The sequence below is a fragment of the Enterobacter sp. ECC-175 genome (genome assembly GCF_043968675.1).
GTDB lineage: Bacteria > Pseudomonadota > Gammaproteobacteria > Enterobacterales > Enterobacteriaceae > Enterobacter.
In genome coordinates, this window is record NZ_CP143776.1 from 2,929,697 (window position 1) to 2,947,572 (window position 17,876).

The window sequence follows — 17,876 nt, forward strand, 5'->3', positions numbered from 1 at the left end:
GCAAAACCGCTTGTCCTTATGAATCCAGCTCATCAATACCCGGGCTAAACGCTTAAGCATAATTGATGATTAAATCATCAATCTGCTGGTGCATTTGCCTACAATTTCGCCGCGATTCAGCGCCCTACAGGCCCCGTCTGCTCTGACCACACGATTAACTTCGACGCGTATCACTTTCACTACGGTTATATTTTGCGTCGATTATCATTTGCAGGTAGGATGCGACGCCATGTTTCGCCTTATCCATACGCAGAATGACTGGAAAGGCAGCATGTGTCTGCGCAGAGGCAATCGTTTGTTTCGCCGCATGCCAGGTACGACTATCACGATAATGGTTCAGACAGGCAAACAGGTAACTCAATGAAAACAAGCAATAAAAGCGCAGCAGATCATCACGCTGCGAAACGTCGCTGGTTGAACTCCCACGAAGAGGGCTACCACAAAGCGATGGGCAACCGTCAGGTACAGATGATTGCCATCGGCGGCGCTATCGGTACGGGTCTGTTTCTCGGCGCGGGCGCTCGCCTGCAGATGGCAGGCCCTGCTCTCGCCCTGGTCTATCTGGTGTGCGGGATCTTCTCTTTCTTCATCCTTCGCGCGCTGGGCGAGCTGGTTTTACACCGTCCTTCCAGCGGCAGCTTCGTCTCCTACGCGCGTGAATTTCTCGGCGAAAAAGCGGCCTACGTTGCGGGCTGGATGTACTTCGTCAACTGGGCAATGACCGGCATTGTTGATATCACCGCCGTCGCCCTGTACATGCACTACTGGGGCGCGTTTGGCGATGTTCCGCAGTGGGTGTTTGCCCTCGGCGCGCTGGCCATCGTCGGGACCATGAACATGATCGGCGTGAAGTGGTTCGCCGAAATGGAGTTCTGGTTCGCGCTGGTAAAAGTGCTGGCGATTGTGATTTTCCTCGTCGTCGGTACGGTGTTCCTCGGCAGCGGTAAGCCGCTCGACGGCAACGCCACCGGCTTCCACCTGATCACCGACAACGGCGGGTTCTTCCCGCACGGCCTGCTGCCTTCGCTGGTGCTGGTTCAGGGCGTCGTGTTTGCCTTTGCCTCTATTGAGCTGGTCGGCACCGCGGCGGGCGAATGTAAAGACCCGCAGACCATGGTGCCAAAAGCGATCAACAGCGTGATCTGGCGTATCGGCCTGTTCTACGTGGGCTCCGTGGTGCTGCTGGTGCTGCTGCTGCCGTGGAACGCCTATCAGGCGGGCCAAAGCCCGTTCGTGACCTTCTTCTCGAAGCTCGGCGTGCCTTACGTTGGCAGCATCATGAACATCGTGGTCCTGACCGCCGCCCTCTCCAGCCTGAACTCCGGCCTCTACTCTACCGGGCGTATTCTGCGCTCGATGTCGATGGGCGGCTCTGCGCCGAAGTTCATGTCGAAGATGAGCAAGCAGCAGGTTCCGTATGCGGGCATCCTCGCGACGCTGGTGGTTTACGTCTTTGGCGTGTTCCTGAACTATCTGGTGCCGTCGCAGGTGTTTGAGATCGTGCTGAACGTGGCCGCGCTGGGCATTATCGCCTCCTGGGCCTTTATCGTGGTTTGCCAGATGCGCCTGCGCAAGGCGATCAAGGAAGGCAAAGCCGCTGAGGTGAGCTTTAAGCTGCCGGGCGCGCCTGTGACCTCCTGGCTGACCCTGCTGTTCCTGCTCAGCGTGCTGGTGCTGATGGCCTTCGATTATCCGAACGGGACCTACACCATCGCGACCATTCCGCTGCTGGCGGTACTGCTGATCGCGGGCTGGTTCGGCGTGCGCAAGCGCGTGAGCGAAATTCACAGCACCGCGCCGGTTCATCATGATGATGACGCGAAAGACGCGCCGCTCGTGGAAGAGACGTCGCGTTAACAAAAAAGCCGGGCGGCGGCTTCGCCTTGCCCGGCCAGTTTTCACTCTTTTGCATGCCCGGCAAGCACTTCACCACCGGGCAGTTCCCCCCTCACAGCGTAATACGAATCACATCATCAGGCTGGGTCGCCTCCTGCTGGCGCGTCGATTTCTGCTTCACCGTCACGTACAGCGTTTTGCCATCCGGAGAAAGCGCCAGGCTGTTCGGATAGACCGGCGCATCGATGGTGCGAGTCACTTTGTAGGTTTTCGCGTCGATAATGCTCACCTTGCCCGCCTCGCGGTGGGTCACGTAAACTTCGTTGCGCGTCGGGTTAAACAGCACGGCCAGCGATTCCGGCGCGGCAATTTTTTCCATCACGCTGCCGTCTTTCAGGCTGACCACCAGCACTTCCGGCTGCTTTGAATCGGTCACAAATGCGCGTTGCCCTGCGGTGTCCAGGCTCAGGTTCAGATAGAAGTGTTCTTTGCCGTCGTCCTGGAGCTTCTTACGGCTCAGGATCGTGTTGGTCGCGGTATCAATGGTCAGCAGCTCGCCGTCGGCGTTGGTGGTGTACAGGCGTTTAGCCTGCGCGTCCAGCGCCAGCCCGGTGCTGTACTTCCCGGTGCTGCCGATGGTGCCCTTGAGTTTTACCGTCGCGCCGTCCACCACCCAAATCACGCTCTCATTGCCGACCCCGGTGATATAGACGGTGTTGGTGGCGTCATCGGCCACCAGCTGGCGCGGCTGCAGCGGCTTCACCGTTTCGCTGCGCTTGCGATCGTCCAGCACCAGGCGGCCCTTCACGTCGCCCGTTTTTGCGTCTATCGCGGTTACCGCGCTGCTGGTGGTATTGCCGAACCACAGCGTTTGGGTGGCTTTATCAAAGGTCGCGCCGAACGGCTTAAGATCGTTATGAATCGCCTGGGTCACTTCCAGCGTGACCGGATCCAGGCGATAAACAACCCCGCCCTTATCAAGTTTACGGCTTTGTGACGTAGCCACCCACAGCGCGTTTTCCTGCTGGCTGACGGCCATTTCATAAGCCCCTTTGCCGACCGCTTTGCGCAGAACCTCTTCTGCGGCGTGGGCCTGGAAGGCACCCGCGAAAAGCAGTGAACCAATAAGCAGGGAGCCCCGCAGGCGCGGCGAACACAGTTGACGTAAAGACATACCAATTCCTTTTCTAAACCAGGGAGAGTACTGCCGACATCGCTTCCAGCGGGCAAAGTCATGGCTTTGCCGCCTTTTTAATGAGAATAGTAATCATTAATGCAATGGATGTGGAGTTTTTTCTTTGCTGATGCTTTACGCATTAACGCAACGTGCGGTTATAGTTTTCAAAACTTTTACAAAACCTTTAACATGTATGCACATGTTCCATTTGGTTCGTTTTATTCCATGGCTGGATCTTTTCATGAAAATCATATCTGCCCGTAGGGCCACGCTCCCCCTGCTGCTGGTTCCCTGCATTATGGCCCCTCTCGCTGCGGTGGGTGCGGAAGAACAAACGATGATCGTAAGCGCCGCGCCGCAAACGATCTCCGAGCTTGATACCCCTGCCGCGGTCAGCGTGGTGAGCGGCGACGATATGCGCCAGGCCGCACCGCGCATTAACCTGTCCGAGTCGCTGGGCAGCGTACCGGGGCTGCAAATTCAGAATCGCCAGAACTACGCTCAGGATTTGCAAATCTCGATGCGCGGATTTGGCGCGCGCTCAACCTTTGGCGTACGCGGGATTCGCATGTACGTGGACGGCATTCCCGCCACCATGCCGGACGGACAGGGTCAAACCTCGAACATTGACCTCTCCAGCGTGGAGAGCGTCGAGGTATTGCGCGGCCCCTTCTCCGCCCTCTACGGCAACGCATCCGGCGGCGTCATCAATATGACGACCCAAACCGGCAAAGAACCGCCGACCGTTGAGGCCAGCAGCTATTACGGCAGCTACGGCACCTGGCGCTACGGCATGAAGGCGACGGGCGCAATGGGCGACGGGACGCACGCGGGCGACGTGGATTACACCGTCTCTACCACTCGCTTCACCACCAAAGGCTACCGCGACCACAGCGGCGCGCGGAAGAACCTCGCCAACGCGAAGCTGGGCGTGCGTATCGACGATGCCAGCAAGCTAACGCTGATCTTCAACAGCGTGGACATGAAGGCCAACGATCCCGGCGGGCTAACCTACCAGGAGTGGCAGGATAACCCGCGCCAGTCTCCTCGCGCGGAGCAATACAACATCCGCAAGACCATTAAGCAGACCCAGGCCGGGCTGCGCTACGATCGCCAGCTTGGCGAGCAGGACGATCTCAGCGTGATGATGTACGCCGGAGAGCGCGAAATGACGCAGTACCAGTCGATTCCGTATCAGCCGCAGCTCAAGCCGACCCACGCGGGCGGCGTGATTGACATGCAGCGCCACTATCAGGGCATTGATACCCGCTGGACGCACCGCGGCGAGCTGCTGGTGCCGGTCACGTTCACCACCGGCCTGAACTACGAAACCATGAGCGAAGACCGCCGCGGGTATGAAAACTTCGTGATGCACGGCGGCGTGCCGGAGTACGGCGTGAAGGGCGACAAGCGCCGCAACGAGCGCAATCTGATGTGGAACGTTGACCCCTATCTGCAAACCCGCTGGCAGCTGACGCAGAAGCTGTCCGTCGATGCGGGCGTACGCTACAGCTCCGTCTGGTTCGACTCGAACGACCACTACGTGACGCCGGGCAACGGTGACGACAGCGGCGACGCGAGCTACCACAAATGGCTCCCGGCCGGTGCCGTGAAGTACGCGATGACCGACGCGTGGAACCTCTACGCGGCTGCCGGACGCGGGTTTGAAACGCCAACCATCAACGAGCTCTCCTACCGTTCGGACGATCGCGGCGGTCTCAACTTTGGCCTTAAGCCCTCCACAAATAATACCTATGAGGTGGGCAGCAAAACGCGCATCGGCAATGGCGTGCTCACCGCGGCGCTGTTCCGCACCGATACGGATGATGAGATTGTCGTCGACAAGAACAAAGACGGCCGCACCAGCTATAAAAATGCCGGTAAAACCCGCCGTCAGGGCGTTGAGGTCTCGCTGGACCAGCAGTTTGCCGAAAGCTGGAAGCTGAAAATGGCGTGGACCTATCTGGACGCGACCTACCGAACCAACGTCTGCCGCACGGGCGACTGCAGCGGCAACCGCATGCCGGGTATTGCGCGCAACATGGGCTTCGCCTCGTTTGGCTGGCAGCCGGAAGAAGGCTGGTACGCCGGAACGGACGTGCGCTACATGAGCGACATTATGGCAAACGACGCAAACACGGCTAAAGCGCCCTCGTACACCGTGGTGGGCCTGAATACGGGCTATAAGTTCAGCTACGGCAACTGGGGCATGGACGTATTTGGCCGCGTTGATAACCTGTTTGACAAAGAGTATGCCGGCTCGGTAATCGTCAACGAATCAAACGGCCGTTATTACGAACCTGCTCCGGGCCGTAACTATGGCGTTGGGATGTCAGTGTCCTATCGCTTTGAATAAGGCGTCTCCCGGCAGCGTTATGCTGCCGGGAGATCCATAATGAAGGGTAACGTTGTATTCAATTAAATCGTCTTAAAGAAATAATTACCGGTGGAAAGCGTTATTAATTCAAATACTGACGCTGCAAAATGACGCTGGATTGATCAATTAACGTATCAATTGCCTTTTGGCTGGCTTCAACATCGCGTTCCTTCAGGGCCGAAAGCAGATCCTCATAATGAGAAATAAGGCATGCAATATCCTGGCGCTCTCTGTGCAAATAATTGGTGCACGGCCCCACGCGGATCCAGAGCTGCTCAATCAGCGCGCTGAGGGTTGGCATCTCGGCATATTGGTAAAGCGTGAAGCGGAAAAGACGTTCAGCATTCAGCGCGTTCTGAATGCTTCCCTTTTCCAGGGCATCAGCAAAACTGGCGGCCAGCTCGCGCAGCGCGTCGAGCTTGCTATCCGTGATGCGCAGGCAGGCTGCGGCAACGGCCATCGGCTCAAGCTGTTTTCTGATGTTGTTAATTTCGTTATAGCGTTCCATCGTGATTTCCGGCACCAAAAAAGCCTGTGCAGGCGTGGCTTGCAGCGCCCCTGCGGAAACCAGCCGCAATAATGCCTCACGGACCGGCGTAATACTGGTCCCTAATTTATCAGCAATTTCTTTTGTGATCAGTCGCGCGCCTGGCTTGAGTGAACCGGTAATTAATGCCCCTTTCAGGCTAAGTTCAACTTGCATAGTCAGACTGACGCGTTGTGCTTTTTCCAAATTTTCTAAATCAAGCATGTTTATTTCCTGTTACTCAATCAAGACGCGGTTCTTTATTTCAGCGTTATTAACGCTAAAACATGAAATATGATGTTTGTTCTTATGCCTGGAATCAAAATTCAGAGCGACACTATTATTTTTATTCCTGCTACCAAACTGCCTGTTTGGTATTCGGTAATGTTTGAACTCAGAGGAACGTTACCGACAGAGAATAGAATATATTATGGCGACGCTTCTCGCCATAATATATAACAATACCTGCCATTAATGGATGTAATACCTAGACTAGGCGACGCGAATCACCACCTTGCCGAAGTTCTTCCCTTCAAGCAAGCCGATGAGCGTCTCAGGGGCTTTTTCGAGCCCGTCGGTGACCTGTTCCCGATAGTGGATTTTGCCTTCGCTTACCCAGCCACCCATCTCCTTCTGGAACTCGTCGATGCGGTGCCCGTAATCCTGGCCAATGATAAAGCCCTGCATACGGATGCGCTTTTTCAGAAGGGTTGCCATCAGGAGCGGCAGGCGATCCGGTCCGTCCGGCAGGCCCGTCGCATTATAGCCGCTGACCAGCCCGCACACCGGAACGCGCGCAGAGGTGTTCAGCAGCGGCAGCACGGCGTCAAAGACCTTGCCGCCGACGTTCTCATAGTAGATATCAATACCGTGCGGGCAGGCCTCAGCCAGCTGCGCCGCGAAGTCTTCGGCGCGATGATCGATGCAGGCGTCAAACCCCAGCACCTCAACGGCGTGACGGCACTTCTCTGCACCTCCCGCGACCCCGACAACCCGGCAGCCCTTAATCTTACCGATCTGCCCAACCGTTGCGCCAACCGGGCCGGTCGCCGCCGCAACGACCAGCGTTTCGCCCGCTTTCGGCTGGCCGATATCCAACAGCCCCATGTACGCGGTAAAGCCCGGCATCCCGAGGATCCCCAGCGCCCAGGACGGATGCGCGGGGTTGTCGCCAAGCTTGACCAGGCCGCTGCCGTCGGAAAGATCGTAATCCTGCCAGCCGCTGTAGCCCAACACCCACTCACCTTCCTTAAAGTCCGGATGATGAGACGTTTCGACCCGGCTGACCGTGCCCCCCACCATCACCCCACCCAGCTCCACGGGCGGCGAGTAGGATGGCTCATCGCTCATCCGGCCGCGCATGTAAGGGTCGAGCGACAGCCATACCGTGCGCAGCAGGATCTGCCCCTCTGCGGGCGTGGGGATCGGCTGTTCTTCAAGACGAAAATTATCCGCCAACGGGGCGCCGTGCGGTCGCGAGGCCAGCACCCAGCGGCGGTTTTGCGTGGAAGATTGACTCATCGTTCGCTCCTTTTTATGCAAATGTCATTAGAGCCTAGTCATTTATCACGCAAACTGCTTTAGCATTACGAGCCGGACTGATTAAGCCTCACCACCAGATAGACGCACGGGGCATCCGTTTGATTAATAAACCGGCAGTCATTGGGCGGCCCCAGCTCCAGGCAATCTCCGGCCTGCATCTCGTGGCGAGTGTCGCCCTCCTGAAACACCAGCTCGCCGGACTGCAGCCAGATCAGCTGGCGCGCCAGCGCATAGGATGAAGCCGGCATCGGCACGTCGCTGCCGGGCGGAAGCTCAACCTGCACAAGGTCGATAGGAAGATCGGTTCGCGGGGATACGTGGCGGCGAAGGTAGTGCGACTGCGGATCGCGCCAGACGGGCTGGTTCGCCCGCCGCAGCAGTTTCCCCTCCTGCATTTCCGCGCGGGCAATCAGCGTCGACATGCTGATGCCAAACGCGCCGGATAGCCTCGCGAGCAGGGTCGCCGTCGGGCTGCTGTCCCCGCGCTCAATTTTGTGGATCATGGCGCGCGAAACGCCCGCCCGCTCGGCCAGCTCGCTTAAAGACCAGCCGCGCGACTCGCGCTCAATGCGGATCCGGGCGCTGATCCGTTGGTTCATAGTGTCGGTTATCGTATTCATAGCGCTACACTATAGTGTAATATCGTGACATATGCGTAATACTATAGTGAACAACACAGCCAGAGGTTAGCGATGATTATCCGTCATGCCAGCAAAGAAGATTGCGCCGCCATCGGTGAAATATACAACCACGCGGTGCTCCACACCGCGGCTATCTGGAACGATAAAATCGTCGATACCGATAACCGCATCGCCTGGTATGAAGCGCGAACGCTTGCGGGCTTTCCGGTGCTGGTGAGCGAGGAGGACGGCGCGGTAACGGGATACGCCTCCTTTGGCGACTGGCGCGCGTTTGACGGGTTTCGCCACACGGTTGAACACTCGGTCTATGTTCACCCTGACCATCAGGGCAAGGGCATCGGCAGGCAGCTGATGAAGGCGCTAATCGTCGAGGCGCGCAGGTTAGGCAAACACGTCATGGTGGCCGGGATCGAAACGCAAAACCGCGCCTCCATTCATCTTCATGAAACCCTCGGCTTTATTACCACCGGACAGATGCCGCAGGTCGGCACCAAGTTCGGCCGCTGGCTGGATTTAACCTTCATGCAGCTGCAGCTTGACGAGCGCAGCGAGCCGGACGCCCGGCCATGAACCAGTCGTTAACCCTGGCGTTTCTCGTCGCCGCGGGCATTGGCCTGGTGGTACAAAACACGCTGATGGTGCGAATTACCCAGTCCTCTTCCACGATCCTGATCGCGATGCTGCTTAACTCGCTGGTGGGTATTGTGCTGTTCGTCAGCATTTTGCTTATCAAGCAGGGCGTTAGCGGCTTCCATGAGCTGGCGTCCACGGTGCGCTGGTGGACGTTGATCCCAGGCCTGCTGGGCTCATTTTTCGTGTTTGCCAGCATCAGCGGGTATCAGAACGTGGGCGCGGCCACCACGATCGCCGTGCTGGTCGCCAGCCAGCTGATTGGCGGGCTGGCGTTGGATATTCTCAGAAACCACGGCATTCCGCTGCGCGCGCTGGTTGGCCCCGTTTGCGGCGCGGTGATGCTGGTGGTGGGTGCCTGGCTGGTGGCGCGCAGGCAGTTCTAGAGGATCGTGCCGCCCTTCGTCAGCTGCTCGTGGCGCGCCTCCTCTTCTTCCCTGTGCTGCTTGCCGTGGTGGGAAATGGCGGTACGCAGGCGCTGCTGCTGGGTATAGCGATCGTCACGGCTGAGCGCGGCATCATCGCTCAGCTCAATCAGCAGCTCGTTCATGTGGCTAATCACGCCCTCGTCGATGGCGGCATCAACGCGGGAGATAACATCGCTTAAATGTGACATTGTCACTCCTTGTAGATTGCCCGGCAGCGCAGCGCCACCGGGCATAGGATCAGTTCCGCTTCGCTTTCGAGAAATCGCTGCCCATCAGGCTTACGCTATAGCCGGACACGTTGCTGCGCGTGGCATAGAACGTTTTGCCGTTCGCCAGGGCGATCCACGGGGCCTGCTGGTAGAAAATCGCCTGCGCCTGGCCGTACAGCTTCGCGCGGTCCGCTGGCGTGCTGGTCAGCTTCGCTTTTTTCACCAGCTCATCATACCCTTTATCGCACCAGCGCGCGGCGTTCGAGCCGGTTTTAATGCTGTCGCAGCCCAGCAGCACGTCGGCAAAGTTATCCGGGTCGCCGTTGTCGGACATCCAGCCAAACAGCGCGGTGTCGTGCTCGCCCTTGCGCATGCCGGAGAGGTATTCACCCCACTCGTAGGACACGATTTTCGCCTTCACGCCCACCTTCGCCCAGTCGCTCTGGATCATCTCCGCAATGCGGCGCGAGTTCGGGTTATACGGACGCTGCACCGGCATCGACCACAGGGTGACTTCCACCCCCTTCTCCAGCCCCGCCTGCTTCAGCAGCGCTTTCGCTTTTTCCGGATCGTATTCGTAGTCTTTTAGCTCTTTGTTGAAGCCCAGCATGTTCGGCGGGATCGGGGATTTCGCCACCGTGCCGGAGCCCATAAATACCGCGTTCACGATGGCCTTTTTGTCGGTGGCATAGTTCAGCGCCTGGCGCACCAGCACGTTATCAAACGGCTTTTTCTCGGTGTTAAACGCCAGATAGCCGACGTTAAGCGCGTCGACGGAGTGCAGCGTCAGATCCTTGTTTTTCTTGATAACGTCAAACTGGACCGGCGACGGCGCGGGGATAATCTGACACTCGTTGGTCTGCAGCTTCGCCAGCCGCGTCTCCACGTTCGGCGTGATGGAGAAGATAAGGTGCTTCGTCGGCACCTCGCCGTCCCAGTAGTTCGGGTTCGCTACGTAGCGAATCAGCGAGTCCACCTTGTACTGCTGGAGCACGTACGGGCCGGTGCCGATTGGCCAGGTATCGACGTTCTCCGGCGTGCCCTTTTTCAGCATCGCGTCGCCGTATTCCGCCGAAAGAATGGACGCAAAATCCATCCCCCAGTCGGCCAGGAACGCGGCGTTAGGTTCGCTGAGGGTGAACTGGACGTGATAATCGTCGATCTTCTTAACGTCCTGAATCAGCTTGTCCAGCCCCACGTCGTTAAAATACTCATAGTTACCCTGCGAAACGGCGTGGTACGGATGCTTAGGGTCTTTCTGACGCATCACGGAGAAAATAACGTCGTCGGCGTTAAAATCACGCGTCGGCTTGAAGAATTTATTGCTGTTGAATTTCACCCCTTTGCGCAGCGCAAAGGTATAGGTTTTGCCGTCCGGCGAAATGGTCCAGGATTCCGCCAGCGACGGCACCGGCGTATTTTTCACCGGGTCAAAGTTGATCAGCCGGTTATAAAGCACCTGCGAGCTGGCCACGAAAGACGGGCCGGAGCTGGCGATTTGCGGGTTGAATGATTCAGGCGAGGCTTCAGAGCAGTAAATGAGGGTATCGTTATTTGCTGCCAGCGCAGCGCTTGCCGGTAGAAGTGTGCTCAGCGCAAGCGCGAGCAGCGTTTTCCCTGTAGACATGGTTATAACCCTTTCGGTTTTATTATTCAGCAAGGTAATAACAGCACAGCCGTTTTGGCCTGGCAAATAACGAAACACTATCAGGTTATTCTAAAGACGCATTTTCCGCTGATTTTTCCACCCGCTCGCAAACGCGGATTTGCCTTAAGTGCCGTTATGCGTCAAGCACAACCGTCGCGATCTATGCCCTAAGAAATCGGCGATTTGTACGTCTCTTCATCCATTTGTTTGCCTCCCGGTTTCGTTAAAGTAACGGCGTGAAGAAGTCTATGGGAACAGATCGTGGCAAAAACACTTTTACGAAGCGGTAATCTGGATGATTTTCAGGCCGTTGGCGGCGGCGGACAGGCCGTTTTTGAATCAGCGCTGCAAATCCGTGAGGCTCTCCGGCTGCGCAAACAGCAGGCAATTGTCGATTGTCTGGCCATTCCACAGGTGAACGACGGCGGCGATCGCGTTGACTGGTACTCCCCCGTTGACGGACAGGTCAGCACCTGGAAAGCCGCAGACGAAGACGCGCGCGTTCGCGCCCTGAGCTATCTGGAAAATACCCTCGCCAGCGTTGAATCGCTGAGTAAAAAATGTCTTCAGTCCCCGAAAACCTCGCAGCAGCTGTTTGGCTCGCTGCTGTCGAAAGCGTTCCAGTTCCCCGGTGAAAACTTCCTGTACCTGGTTGATGGCAAGCCCGTCCTCTGCTTCTGGGGCTTTGTGAATCTTAACGAGAACGCGCGCGATGACGTTCTCGACTGCCTGCGAGAATCGCTGTTCCCCGAGCCCGCGCCCGTGCTTATCGAAGCGCCTGAACAGGAGCCCGCGCCTGCGCCGGACCCTATTGTCACCTTTGAAAGGGGCGATGAGCCGCTTATCGCCCCCGCGACGCCTGCGGCCTCGGTACGCATTACCGTAGACGATCTCTATACGCCCGAGCCGCTGCCCGCACCGGCTCCGACGATGGACGAACCGGCAGAGGCACCCGCGGTGGCCGCTAAAAAACGCCGCGTGGCGCTGTGGGCGCTGCCCGCTGCTGCCGTCATCGTCGCCGCGGTCGCCGCCCCGCTGCTCTGGCCTAAGGATGCCCCTTCGGCGGAATCTGCGCCCGCAGCCGCTGCCGTCGCCGCACCGGTGGCGATTGCGCCTCAGCCCGTTAAGGTTGTCGAACCGCTGGCGATGACGCTGCCGCTGCACAAGGCCGAGGTGGTTGAGCCGAAGGCGAAAGCGCCGGCGCCTTCTGCGGAACCGGTGGTCATTGCCGCGATCCCCAAAGATGCGATGGTGATGGACGCGGGCCAGGTTAAGGCGGGCTCAACCCGCTTCCTGAACGGCACCTGGCGCGCCGTGCTGGACGTCAAAGATCCGATTACCGGAAAGCCGCCGTCGGTGCGCTACCAGATTCAGAATAACAAAGGCACCGCCCGCGTGGTGCACGGCGACAACGTTGTCTGCCGCGCCGAGGTTTTCTCGGGCCTGCACAGCAGCGGCGAGCTGCTGATTAAAAGCCGCGGCAACGCGCGCTGCGTGGATGGGTCGCGTTACCCGATGCCGGAAGTGTCGTGCAGGGCCGGGACCAGCGATATCGCGCAATGCACCGCCCGCTATGATGCCAACACCGTTGTTCCCCTGACGTTCAAGAAAGCAGGTGCCTGATCCTATGCTGGTAAATCTTTGCGACTATAAACAGAGCGTCACGCTCATTGCCAACAGCGGCGTACAGTTTCTTGATTTTGGCCTCACGCCTCAGGACACCGCCAGCAACGGCCGCTTCGTGCGTAAAACCGCCAATGGCCCGCTGCTGCGCCTGGATTACGATCTGGTAAACAACCGCTACACCCTTCCGGCCACGGAGGGCAGCCAGGCGGAAGTGGTGAAGCCCGAAAGCACGATCCCGCTGCACCACTCGCTGACGGTGCTGGACGGCGTCTGGCTTCCCGTTCCCTTCCTGCGCTTTAACCCGCCGCGCACCTTTGTCGACGGCCCGGACAACTGGGCGCGCGTGCAGGTGCGCAGGCTGGAGGCGCCGGACGGTGCCGGGAATACGCACCGCGTGACGCTCGCGCTCGATAGCCAGATTGCCGACCATGCCACCGGCGATCTCTCCCCCGTCGCCAACGATATTCTCAACGGCACCCGCTTTGCGCTCGCCTGGCGCGACGGCGAAGTGGAAAACTTCCTCGACCAGACGTGGATCGACGGCTGGCTGCGCGAGGCCTTCACCCACTACGCCGCGGACGTTGAGCATCGCTCCGAGCGCGACCTGCACCAGGCGATGCGCGGCTTTGAGTACCAGGCACACTGGCTGAACATCCTGTCGATGCTCGGCGAGCAGCTCACCGTGCCGGAAGTGAAATTTGTCACCCATACGCTCAGCACCCCGGCGATTCCGGTCGATCTGATCCTCGACGTGGGCAACACCCATACCTGCGGCGTGATTATTGAAGATCACGGGGATGCGAACGACGGCCTGCGCCAGACCGCCGAGCTTCAGGTGCGTTCCCTGAGCGAGCCGCAGTTCCTCAACGAGCCACTGTTTACCAGCCGCCTCGAGTTCTCAGAAGCCCGCTTCGGCAAGCAGCACTTCTCCGTGGAGAGCGGCCGCGAGGATGCCTTTGTCTGGCCCTCCATCGTTCGCGTCGGCGACGAGGCGCGCAAGCTGGCCACGCAGCGTCTGGGCACGGAAGGCAACAGCGGCATTTCCAGCCCGCGCCGCTACCTGTGGGATGAAACGCCGGTGGTCCAGGACTGGCGCTTCAGCCAGATGAACGGCAAAACCCAGCGCGAGCCGCTGGCGACCGCGTTCCCGCTGATGAACCTGATGAACGACGACGGCGAGCCGCTCTTTACCCTGCCGCAGGACGAGCGCCTGCCGGTCTTCTCACCGCAGTACAGCCGCAGCACGCTGATGACGCACATGCTGTGCGAGCTGCTGGCGCAGGCGCTGGGGCAGATCAACAGCGTCGCCACCCGCCTGCGCCTCGGCTTTCCGGCCTCGCCGCGACAGCTGCGCACGCTGATCCTGACGCTCCCGTCGGCGATGCCGAAACAGGAGCGCGAGATCTTCCGCCGCCGCATGTTCGAGGCGATTGCCATCGTCTGGAAAGCGATGGGCTGGCACCCGCAGGACGAGGATTTTGCCACCCGCAAGCAGCAGGAAAAAAGCGTGGTGCCGGTACCTGAGATCCAGATGGAGTGGGACGAAGCCAGCTGCGGCCAGCTGGTCTGGCTCTATAACGAAGCCATTTCCCACTTCGGCGGCCAGACGGAAGCCTTTTTTGCCTCCCTCGCCCGCCCGGACCGCGAGCCTGAGCCCGGCGTGCAGCCCGGGCGCGCGCTGCGCGTCGCCTCTATCGACATCGGCGGCGGCACGACGGACATGGCGATCACCCACTACCAGCTGGACGACGGCTCCGGCAACAACGTCAAAATCACTCCGCAGCTGCTGTTCCGCGAAGGGTTTAAGGTGGCAGGCGACGACATGCTCCTCGACGTGATCCAGCGCTACGTGCTCCCCGCGCTGCAAACCCAGCTGCAAAAATCCGGCATCGCCGACGCGTCTCTGCTGATGGCGTCCCTGTTTGGCGATTCGGGCCGCATCGATACCCAGGCGGTGCTGCGCCAGCAAACGGCGCTGCAGCTCTTTATGCCGATCGGCCATGCGATCCTGTCGGCCTGGGAAGCCAGCGACGTGGACGATCCGCTTGCCGGGCTGCACGCCACCTTTGGCGATTTGCTGACAGGCAGGCCGACCCGCAACGTGATGAACTACCTCCAGCAGGCGATCGATCACGCGCTGCCCGCCGGGTCCGACGCGTTCGACCTCTTCGCCGTGCCGGTTCAGGTCAGCTTCCGCGAGATGCAGGACGCGATGCTGGCCGGGCAGTTTACGCTGACCGCGCCGCTGCACGCGGTATGCGAAGCCATATCCCACTACGGCTGCGATATCCTGCTGATTACCGGCCGCCCCGGCTGCCTGCCGGGCGTGCAGGCGTTGATTCGCCACCTGCAGCCGGTGCCCGTTAACCGCATCGTCTGGCTCGATAAATATCAGGTCCATGAATGGTATCCGTTCAGCCAGCAGGGGCGCATCGGTAACCCGAAATCCACCGCCGCCGTGGGCGCGATGCTGTGCAGCCTGGCGCTGGATCTGCGCCTGCCGCGCTTCAACTTTAAGGCGGCGGATATTGGCGCTTACTCCACCGTGCGCTATCTGGGCGTGCTCGATAATACGGTGAATACCCTGCGGGATGAAAACGTCTGGTATCAGGATATCGATCTGGACAAGCCGGGCGCGAAGCTCGACGCGCGCCTGCACTTCCCGCTGCGCGGCAACGTCACGCTCGGCTTCCGCCAGCTGGAGAACGCCCGCTGGCCCGCGACGCCGCTTTACACCCTCAGCATCAACTCCGCCGAGCTGGCGAAGGCGATCGCCGGTGACGGCGTGCTTAACGTTCGGCTGAAGCTTTGCGGCGGCAGCAGGCAGGAAGGACCTGAAGCCTTCGAACTGAGCGACGCCTGGCTGCAGGACGGTACCCCGGTCCCGCCGGACGCCCTGACCTTTAAACTGAATACTTTGGCCGATCGCCGCCACAGCGGCAGCCACTACTGGATCGACAGCGGGAGCGTATACCTGAAATGAGTGCGACGATGACCACCACCCGGGCCCTGATCGGGTGGATTAACGAGACGCGACAGCACGCTCCAATGCTGGATAACGACGCCGATGCCCTGCTGGCACGGATTACGTCCCTACAGGCGCGCGAAGAGGCAATCGAACGCGCGCTTGCCGGGCGCAGCGCAATTGGCCTGTACGGCCACGCCCAGGCGGCGAAAGCCCACCTGCTCTCTACGCTTTGCGGGAGCGGCAGCGGACGCTTAAACGTCGCGCTGGGGCAGCGAACCTTCGACTACTTCTCGCACGTCAATCCCGGGCACGCGGCGACGAATATGGCGATTCGCTTCAGCACCGCGCAAGCTGACGTTACCGACGATGCGTTTCCCCTGCGCCTGCGCCTGATAACCGAGGCGGAGCTGGTGCAGCTGTTTATCGCCCGCACCGCGCTTCACCCGCAGATCCGCCCGGTTGAAAAATCGGTGGTGGAAAGCCGTCTGGAAAAATGGCGCGCGCTGCGCCAGCCGCAGGGCGTGCCGGGGATGACGGCCCGGGAGGTTGGCGCGATTGCCCGCTTCTGGCAAAGTTTGGTGCCCGCCGCCCGCCAGCAAATTGACGATGTGCTGTGGCACCAGCTGGCGCAGCTGGTGCCGTCATTGGATCTCAGCTCCCGCGCCAGCGTCTGGTCGCTGCTGTGGGGCGAACAGCAGGAACTGACCCAGCAGTGGCTGAAGCTGGCGCACGTGCTGCATCAGACCAGCCACGCGCAGGAGCTAGCCGCCCCGCTCAGCCTGCTGGTCGATAATTTTGGCCTGCCGGGAGAAGGCTTCCTGACGCAGGGAGAGTTCGAATCGGATCGGGCACAGGCGTTCCTGCTTCACCCGCTGAACAACGGCGACATGCTTAACGCCGTCAGCATCCCGGTGGACGTGCTGGCGTTTCTGACGCGCGAGCTGGTTCTGCCGGTCGAAAGCTGCGTTCTGGACACGGTTGATATCATTGATATTCCTGCATTAACTGACGATAGCGCGCCGCTGCTGGCGCAGGCCAAGAGCCAGTGGCTGCTGGAGCATTACCGCCAGCAGCTCCAGCCGGACGTGCTGGTTATCTGTAACGCCACCGCCAGGCCGGAGCAGACGACCAAAACGGCAAAAGCGCTGCTCAACTGGGCCAAAGAGACGCAGCCGGCGGAAGAGGCGGCCCTGCCGGGCCTGGTGTGGGCAATCACCCCGCAGGACGCGCGGTTCTCCACCAAACGCAATCTCGACGAGGCCGTGCAGCAGCTGTTAGGCCATCCCGGCGCGCGCTGGGGCACCCTGCAGGCGCTGGACAGCCACAGCCTGCAGCGCGTTATCGAGTGGCTTTCCCAGGCCACGCTGCCCGCGCTGCGCCAGAAGCGGCTACAGACGCTGAAATCGAATCTGCGTCTCGAGCTTTCCACGCTGATGCAGCCGTGGACTGCGCCCCTGACGCAAACCCCGGAAGCGCAACGCGCGCAGGCCGAAAGCATGGTGCGGGCCCTGCAGGGCTGCGCGTCGCGCCACGGTGAAATACTTGAAGGGCTTCTGCCGCCGATGAAGGCGTTTGAGACGCTGCTCGCCTTCCAGCAGCCGCGCGAGGAGCACGTCAGCGGGCTGTTTACCGACGTGATTGACCTGTTTGCCGATAGCGCAGCGGACGCGCCCGGCGCGCCGCAGACCAAAGATAAGGCCCGCCTGGCGCACGGCGTGTGGATCAACCATCTTCGCCAGTGGAGCCGCAGCGACGCCGCCGCAGCCCGCTTAGGCCTGGACGCCGCAACGCTCCAGCAGATTGCCGACGTTTTGGTAACGGCAAGCTACCGGCTGGATCTGGTCCAGCAGCTGCGGCGCATCGTTGAGGCAGACAAAAGCAGCGCGGCGCAGCTGCACGCGGTGATGGGGAACTTTATCGGCTGGCTGGGCTACGAGCAGACGCCGGTGGAGCAGCGCCCCGCCAGCCGCGTGCGTAAAGGCCAGGCGATCTTCGTCACGCCGATTGTCAGCAGCGCCTCACCGCGCCTGACGCGCCTGGGCGAGCAGCCGGTACACGCGGCGACGAGCTATGTTTACGACTGGCTGGTCGCGCTCTACACCCGCGCGATTGAGAATATCGATTATCAGCACCCGCACGACGTGCAGCCCGCCGCACGCAAGGCTCTAAGCGCGATATTGCGCTGAAGCCGCTGTCTTTCTTGCCGGGTGGCGCTGCGCTTACCCGGCCTGCGTTCGTCATTTTGCAACACTGTCGGCCCGTGCTGGC

The 17,876-nt window shown here is 60.0% G+C and carries 13 protein-coding genes; 7 read left to right on the forward strand and 6 right to left on the reverse strand.

Features of this window, described 5'->3' with window-relative positions:
* Window positions 1-360 precede the first annotated feature (360 nt).
* Window positions 361-1,857, forward strand: a complete 1,497-nt coding sequence (gene ansP, locus V1599_RS13970; protein ID WP_395300263.1) for an L-asparagine permease — start codon at window positions 361-363, stop codon at window positions 1,855-1,857.
* Window positions 1,858-1,948: 91 nt separating this feature from the next.
* On the opposite strand, the gene V1599_RS13975 is transcribed toward ansP, so the two are convergent.
* Window positions 1,949-3,010, reverse strand: coding sequence for a YncE family protein (locus V1599_RS13975; protein ID WP_112010103.1), 1,062 nt, complete (start codon window positions 3,008-3,010; stop codon window positions 1,949-1,951).
* 244 nt (window positions 3,011-3,254) lie between these two features.
* Between V1599_RS13975 and pqqU the strand changes: the two genes are divergently transcribed.
* On the forward strand, window positions 3,255-5,369 hold the full coding sequence (pqqU, locus tag V1599_RS13980; RefSeq protein WP_395300264.1) for a TonB-dependent receptor PqqU: 2,115 nt from the start codon (window positions 3,255-3,257) through the stop codon (window positions 5,367-5,369).
* Between the two features lie 103 nt (window positions 5,370-5,472).
* On the opposite strand, the gene V1599_RS13985 is transcribed toward pqqU, so the two are convergent.
* The 3 genes from V1599_RS13985 to V1599_RS13995 form a co-directional block, all read right to left on the reverse strand.
* Window positions 5,473-6,141 (reverse strand): GntR family transcriptional regulator, encoded by a 669-nt coding sequence (locus V1599_RS13985; RefSeq protein WP_112010104.1) that lies wholly within the window; start codon window positions 6,139-6,141, stop codon window positions 5,473-5,475.
* 267 nt (window positions 6,142-6,408) lie between these two features.
* Entirely contained in the window at window positions 6,409-7,437 is a 1,029-nt protein-coding gene (locus V1599_RS13990; protein WP_395300265.1) for an NADP-dependent oxidoreductase, read from the reverse strand.
* A 65-nt stretch (window positions 7,438-7,502) separates the two neighbouring features.
* Window positions 7,503-8,078, reverse strand: a complete 576-nt coding sequence (locus V1599_RS13995) for a helix-turn-helix domain-containing protein (RefSeq protein WP_112010106.1) — start codon at window positions 8,076-8,078, stop codon at window positions 7,503-7,505.
* A 72-nt stretch (window positions 8,079-8,150) separates the two neighbouring features.
* On the opposite strand from V1599_RS13995, the gene V1599_RS14000 reads away from it, so the two are divergent.
* A complete protein-coding gene (locus tag V1599_RS14000; protein ID WP_395300266.1) occupies window positions 8,151-8,669 on the forward strand; it encodes a GNAT family N-acetyltransferase in 519 nt (172 codons plus the stop codon).
* The gene (locus tag V1599_RS14005) at window positions 8,666-9,115 is read left to right on the forward strand and encodes a DMT family transporter (protein WP_297123095.1); all 450 of its coding nucleotides are present in this window, start codon (window positions 8,666-8,668) and stop codon (window positions 9,113-9,115) included. Before V1599_RS14000 ends, V1599_RS14005 begins: the two co-directional genes overlap by 4 nt.
* Here V1599_RS14005 and V1599_RS14010 read toward each other — a convergent pair.
* Complete coding sequence (locus tag V1599_RS14010; protein WP_112010109.1) at window positions 9,112-9,345, reverse strand: DUF2526 family protein; 234 nt, start codon at window positions 9,343-9,345, stop codon at window positions 9,112-9,114. The two genes, V1599_RS14005 and V1599_RS14010, sit on opposite strands and share 4 nt — an antisense overlap.
* Window positions 9,346-9,394: 49 nt before the next feature.
* Window positions 9,395-10,993 carry an ABC transporter substrate-binding protein gene (locus V1599_RS14015; protein WP_112010110.1) on the reverse strand — a complete coding sequence of 533 codons (1,599 nt, stop codon included), beginning with the start codon at window positions 10,991-10,993 and terminating at the stop codon, window positions 9,395-9,397.
* A 282-nt stretch (window positions 10,994-11,275) separates the two neighbouring features.
* On the opposite strand from V1599_RS14015, the gene V1599_RS14020 reads away from it, so the two are divergent.
* From V1599_RS14020 to V1599_RS14030, 3 genes are read left to right on the forward strand one after another with little or no spacing between them, the layout of a single operon-like run.
* The gene (locus V1599_RS14020; protein WP_395300267.1) at window positions 11,276-12,637 is read left to right on the forward strand and encodes an SrfA family protein; all 1,362 of its coding nucleotides are present in this window, start codon (window positions 11,276-11,278) and stop codon (window positions 12,635-12,637) included.
* 4 nt (window positions 12,638-12,641) lie between these two features.
* The gene (locus tag V1599_RS14025; RefSeq protein WP_112010112.1) at window positions 12,642-15,623 is read left to right on the forward strand and encodes a virulence factor SrfB; all 2,982 of its coding nucleotides are present in this window, start codon (window positions 12,642-12,644) and stop codon (window positions 15,621-15,623) included.
* The gene (locus tag V1599_RS14030) at window positions 15,620-17,794 is read left to right on the forward strand and encodes a virulence factor SrfC family protein (RefSeq protein ID WP_112010113.1); all 2,175 of its coding nucleotides are present in this window, start codon (window positions 15,620-15,622) and stop codon (window positions 17,792-17,794) included. The genes V1599_RS14025 and V1599_RS14030 overlap by 4 nt, the downstream gene beginning before the upstream one ends.
* Window positions 17,795-17,876: the final 82 nt, after the last annotated feature.

What these genes read in the sequence shown, in the direction of transcription:
- ansP (WP_395300263.1), top strand. Translation starts at nt 361, where the DNA reads ATGAAAACAAGCAATAAAAGCGCAGCAGATCATCACGCTGCGAAACGT.
- V1599_RS13975 (WP_112010103.1), bottom strand. Translation starts at nt 3,010, where the DNA reads ATGTCTTTACGTCAACTGTGTTCGCCGCGCCTGCGGGGCTCCCTGCTT.
- pqqU (WP_395300264.1), top strand. Translation starts at nt 3,255, where the DNA reads ATGAAAATCATATCTGCCCGTAGGGCCACGCTCCCCCTGCTGCTGGTT.
- V1599_RS13985 (WP_112010104.1), bottom strand. Translation starts at nt 6,141, where the DNA reads ATGCTTGATTTAGAAAATTTGGAAAAAGCACAACGCGTCAGTCTGACT.
- V1599_RS13990 (WP_395300265.1), bottom strand. Translation starts at nt 7,437, where the DNA reads ATGAGTCAATCTTCCACGCAAAACCGCCGCTGGGTGCTGGCCTCGCGA.
- V1599_RS13995 (WP_112010106.1), bottom strand. Translation starts at nt 8,078, where the DNA reads ATGAATACGATAACCGACACTATGAACCAACGGATCAGCGCCCGGATC.
- V1599_RS14000 (WP_395300266.1), top strand. Translation starts at nt 8,151, where the DNA reads ATGATTATCCGTCATGCCAGCAAAGAAGATTGCGCCGCCATCGGTGAA.
- V1599_RS14005 (WP_297123095.1), top strand. Translation starts at nt 8,666, where the DNA reads ATGAACCAGTCGTTAACCCTGGCGTTTCTCGTCGCCGCGGGCATTGGC.
- V1599_RS14010 (WP_112010109.1), bottom strand. Translation starts at nt 9,345, where the DNA reads ATGTCACATTTAAGCGATGTTATCTCCCGCGTTGATGCCGCCATCGAC.
- V1599_RS14015 (WP_112010110.1), bottom strand. Translation starts at nt 10,993, where the DNA reads ATGTCTACAGGGAAAACGCTGCTCGCGCTTGCGCTGAGCACACTTCTA.
- V1599_RS14025 (WP_112010112.1), top strand. Translation starts at nt 12,642, where the DNA reads ATGCTGGTAAATCTTTGCGACTATAAACAGAGCGTCACGCTCATTGCC.
- V1599_RS14030 (WP_112010113.1), top strand. Translation starts at nt 15,620, where the DNA reads ATGAGTGCGACGATGACCACCACCCGGGCCCTGATCGGGTGGATTAAC.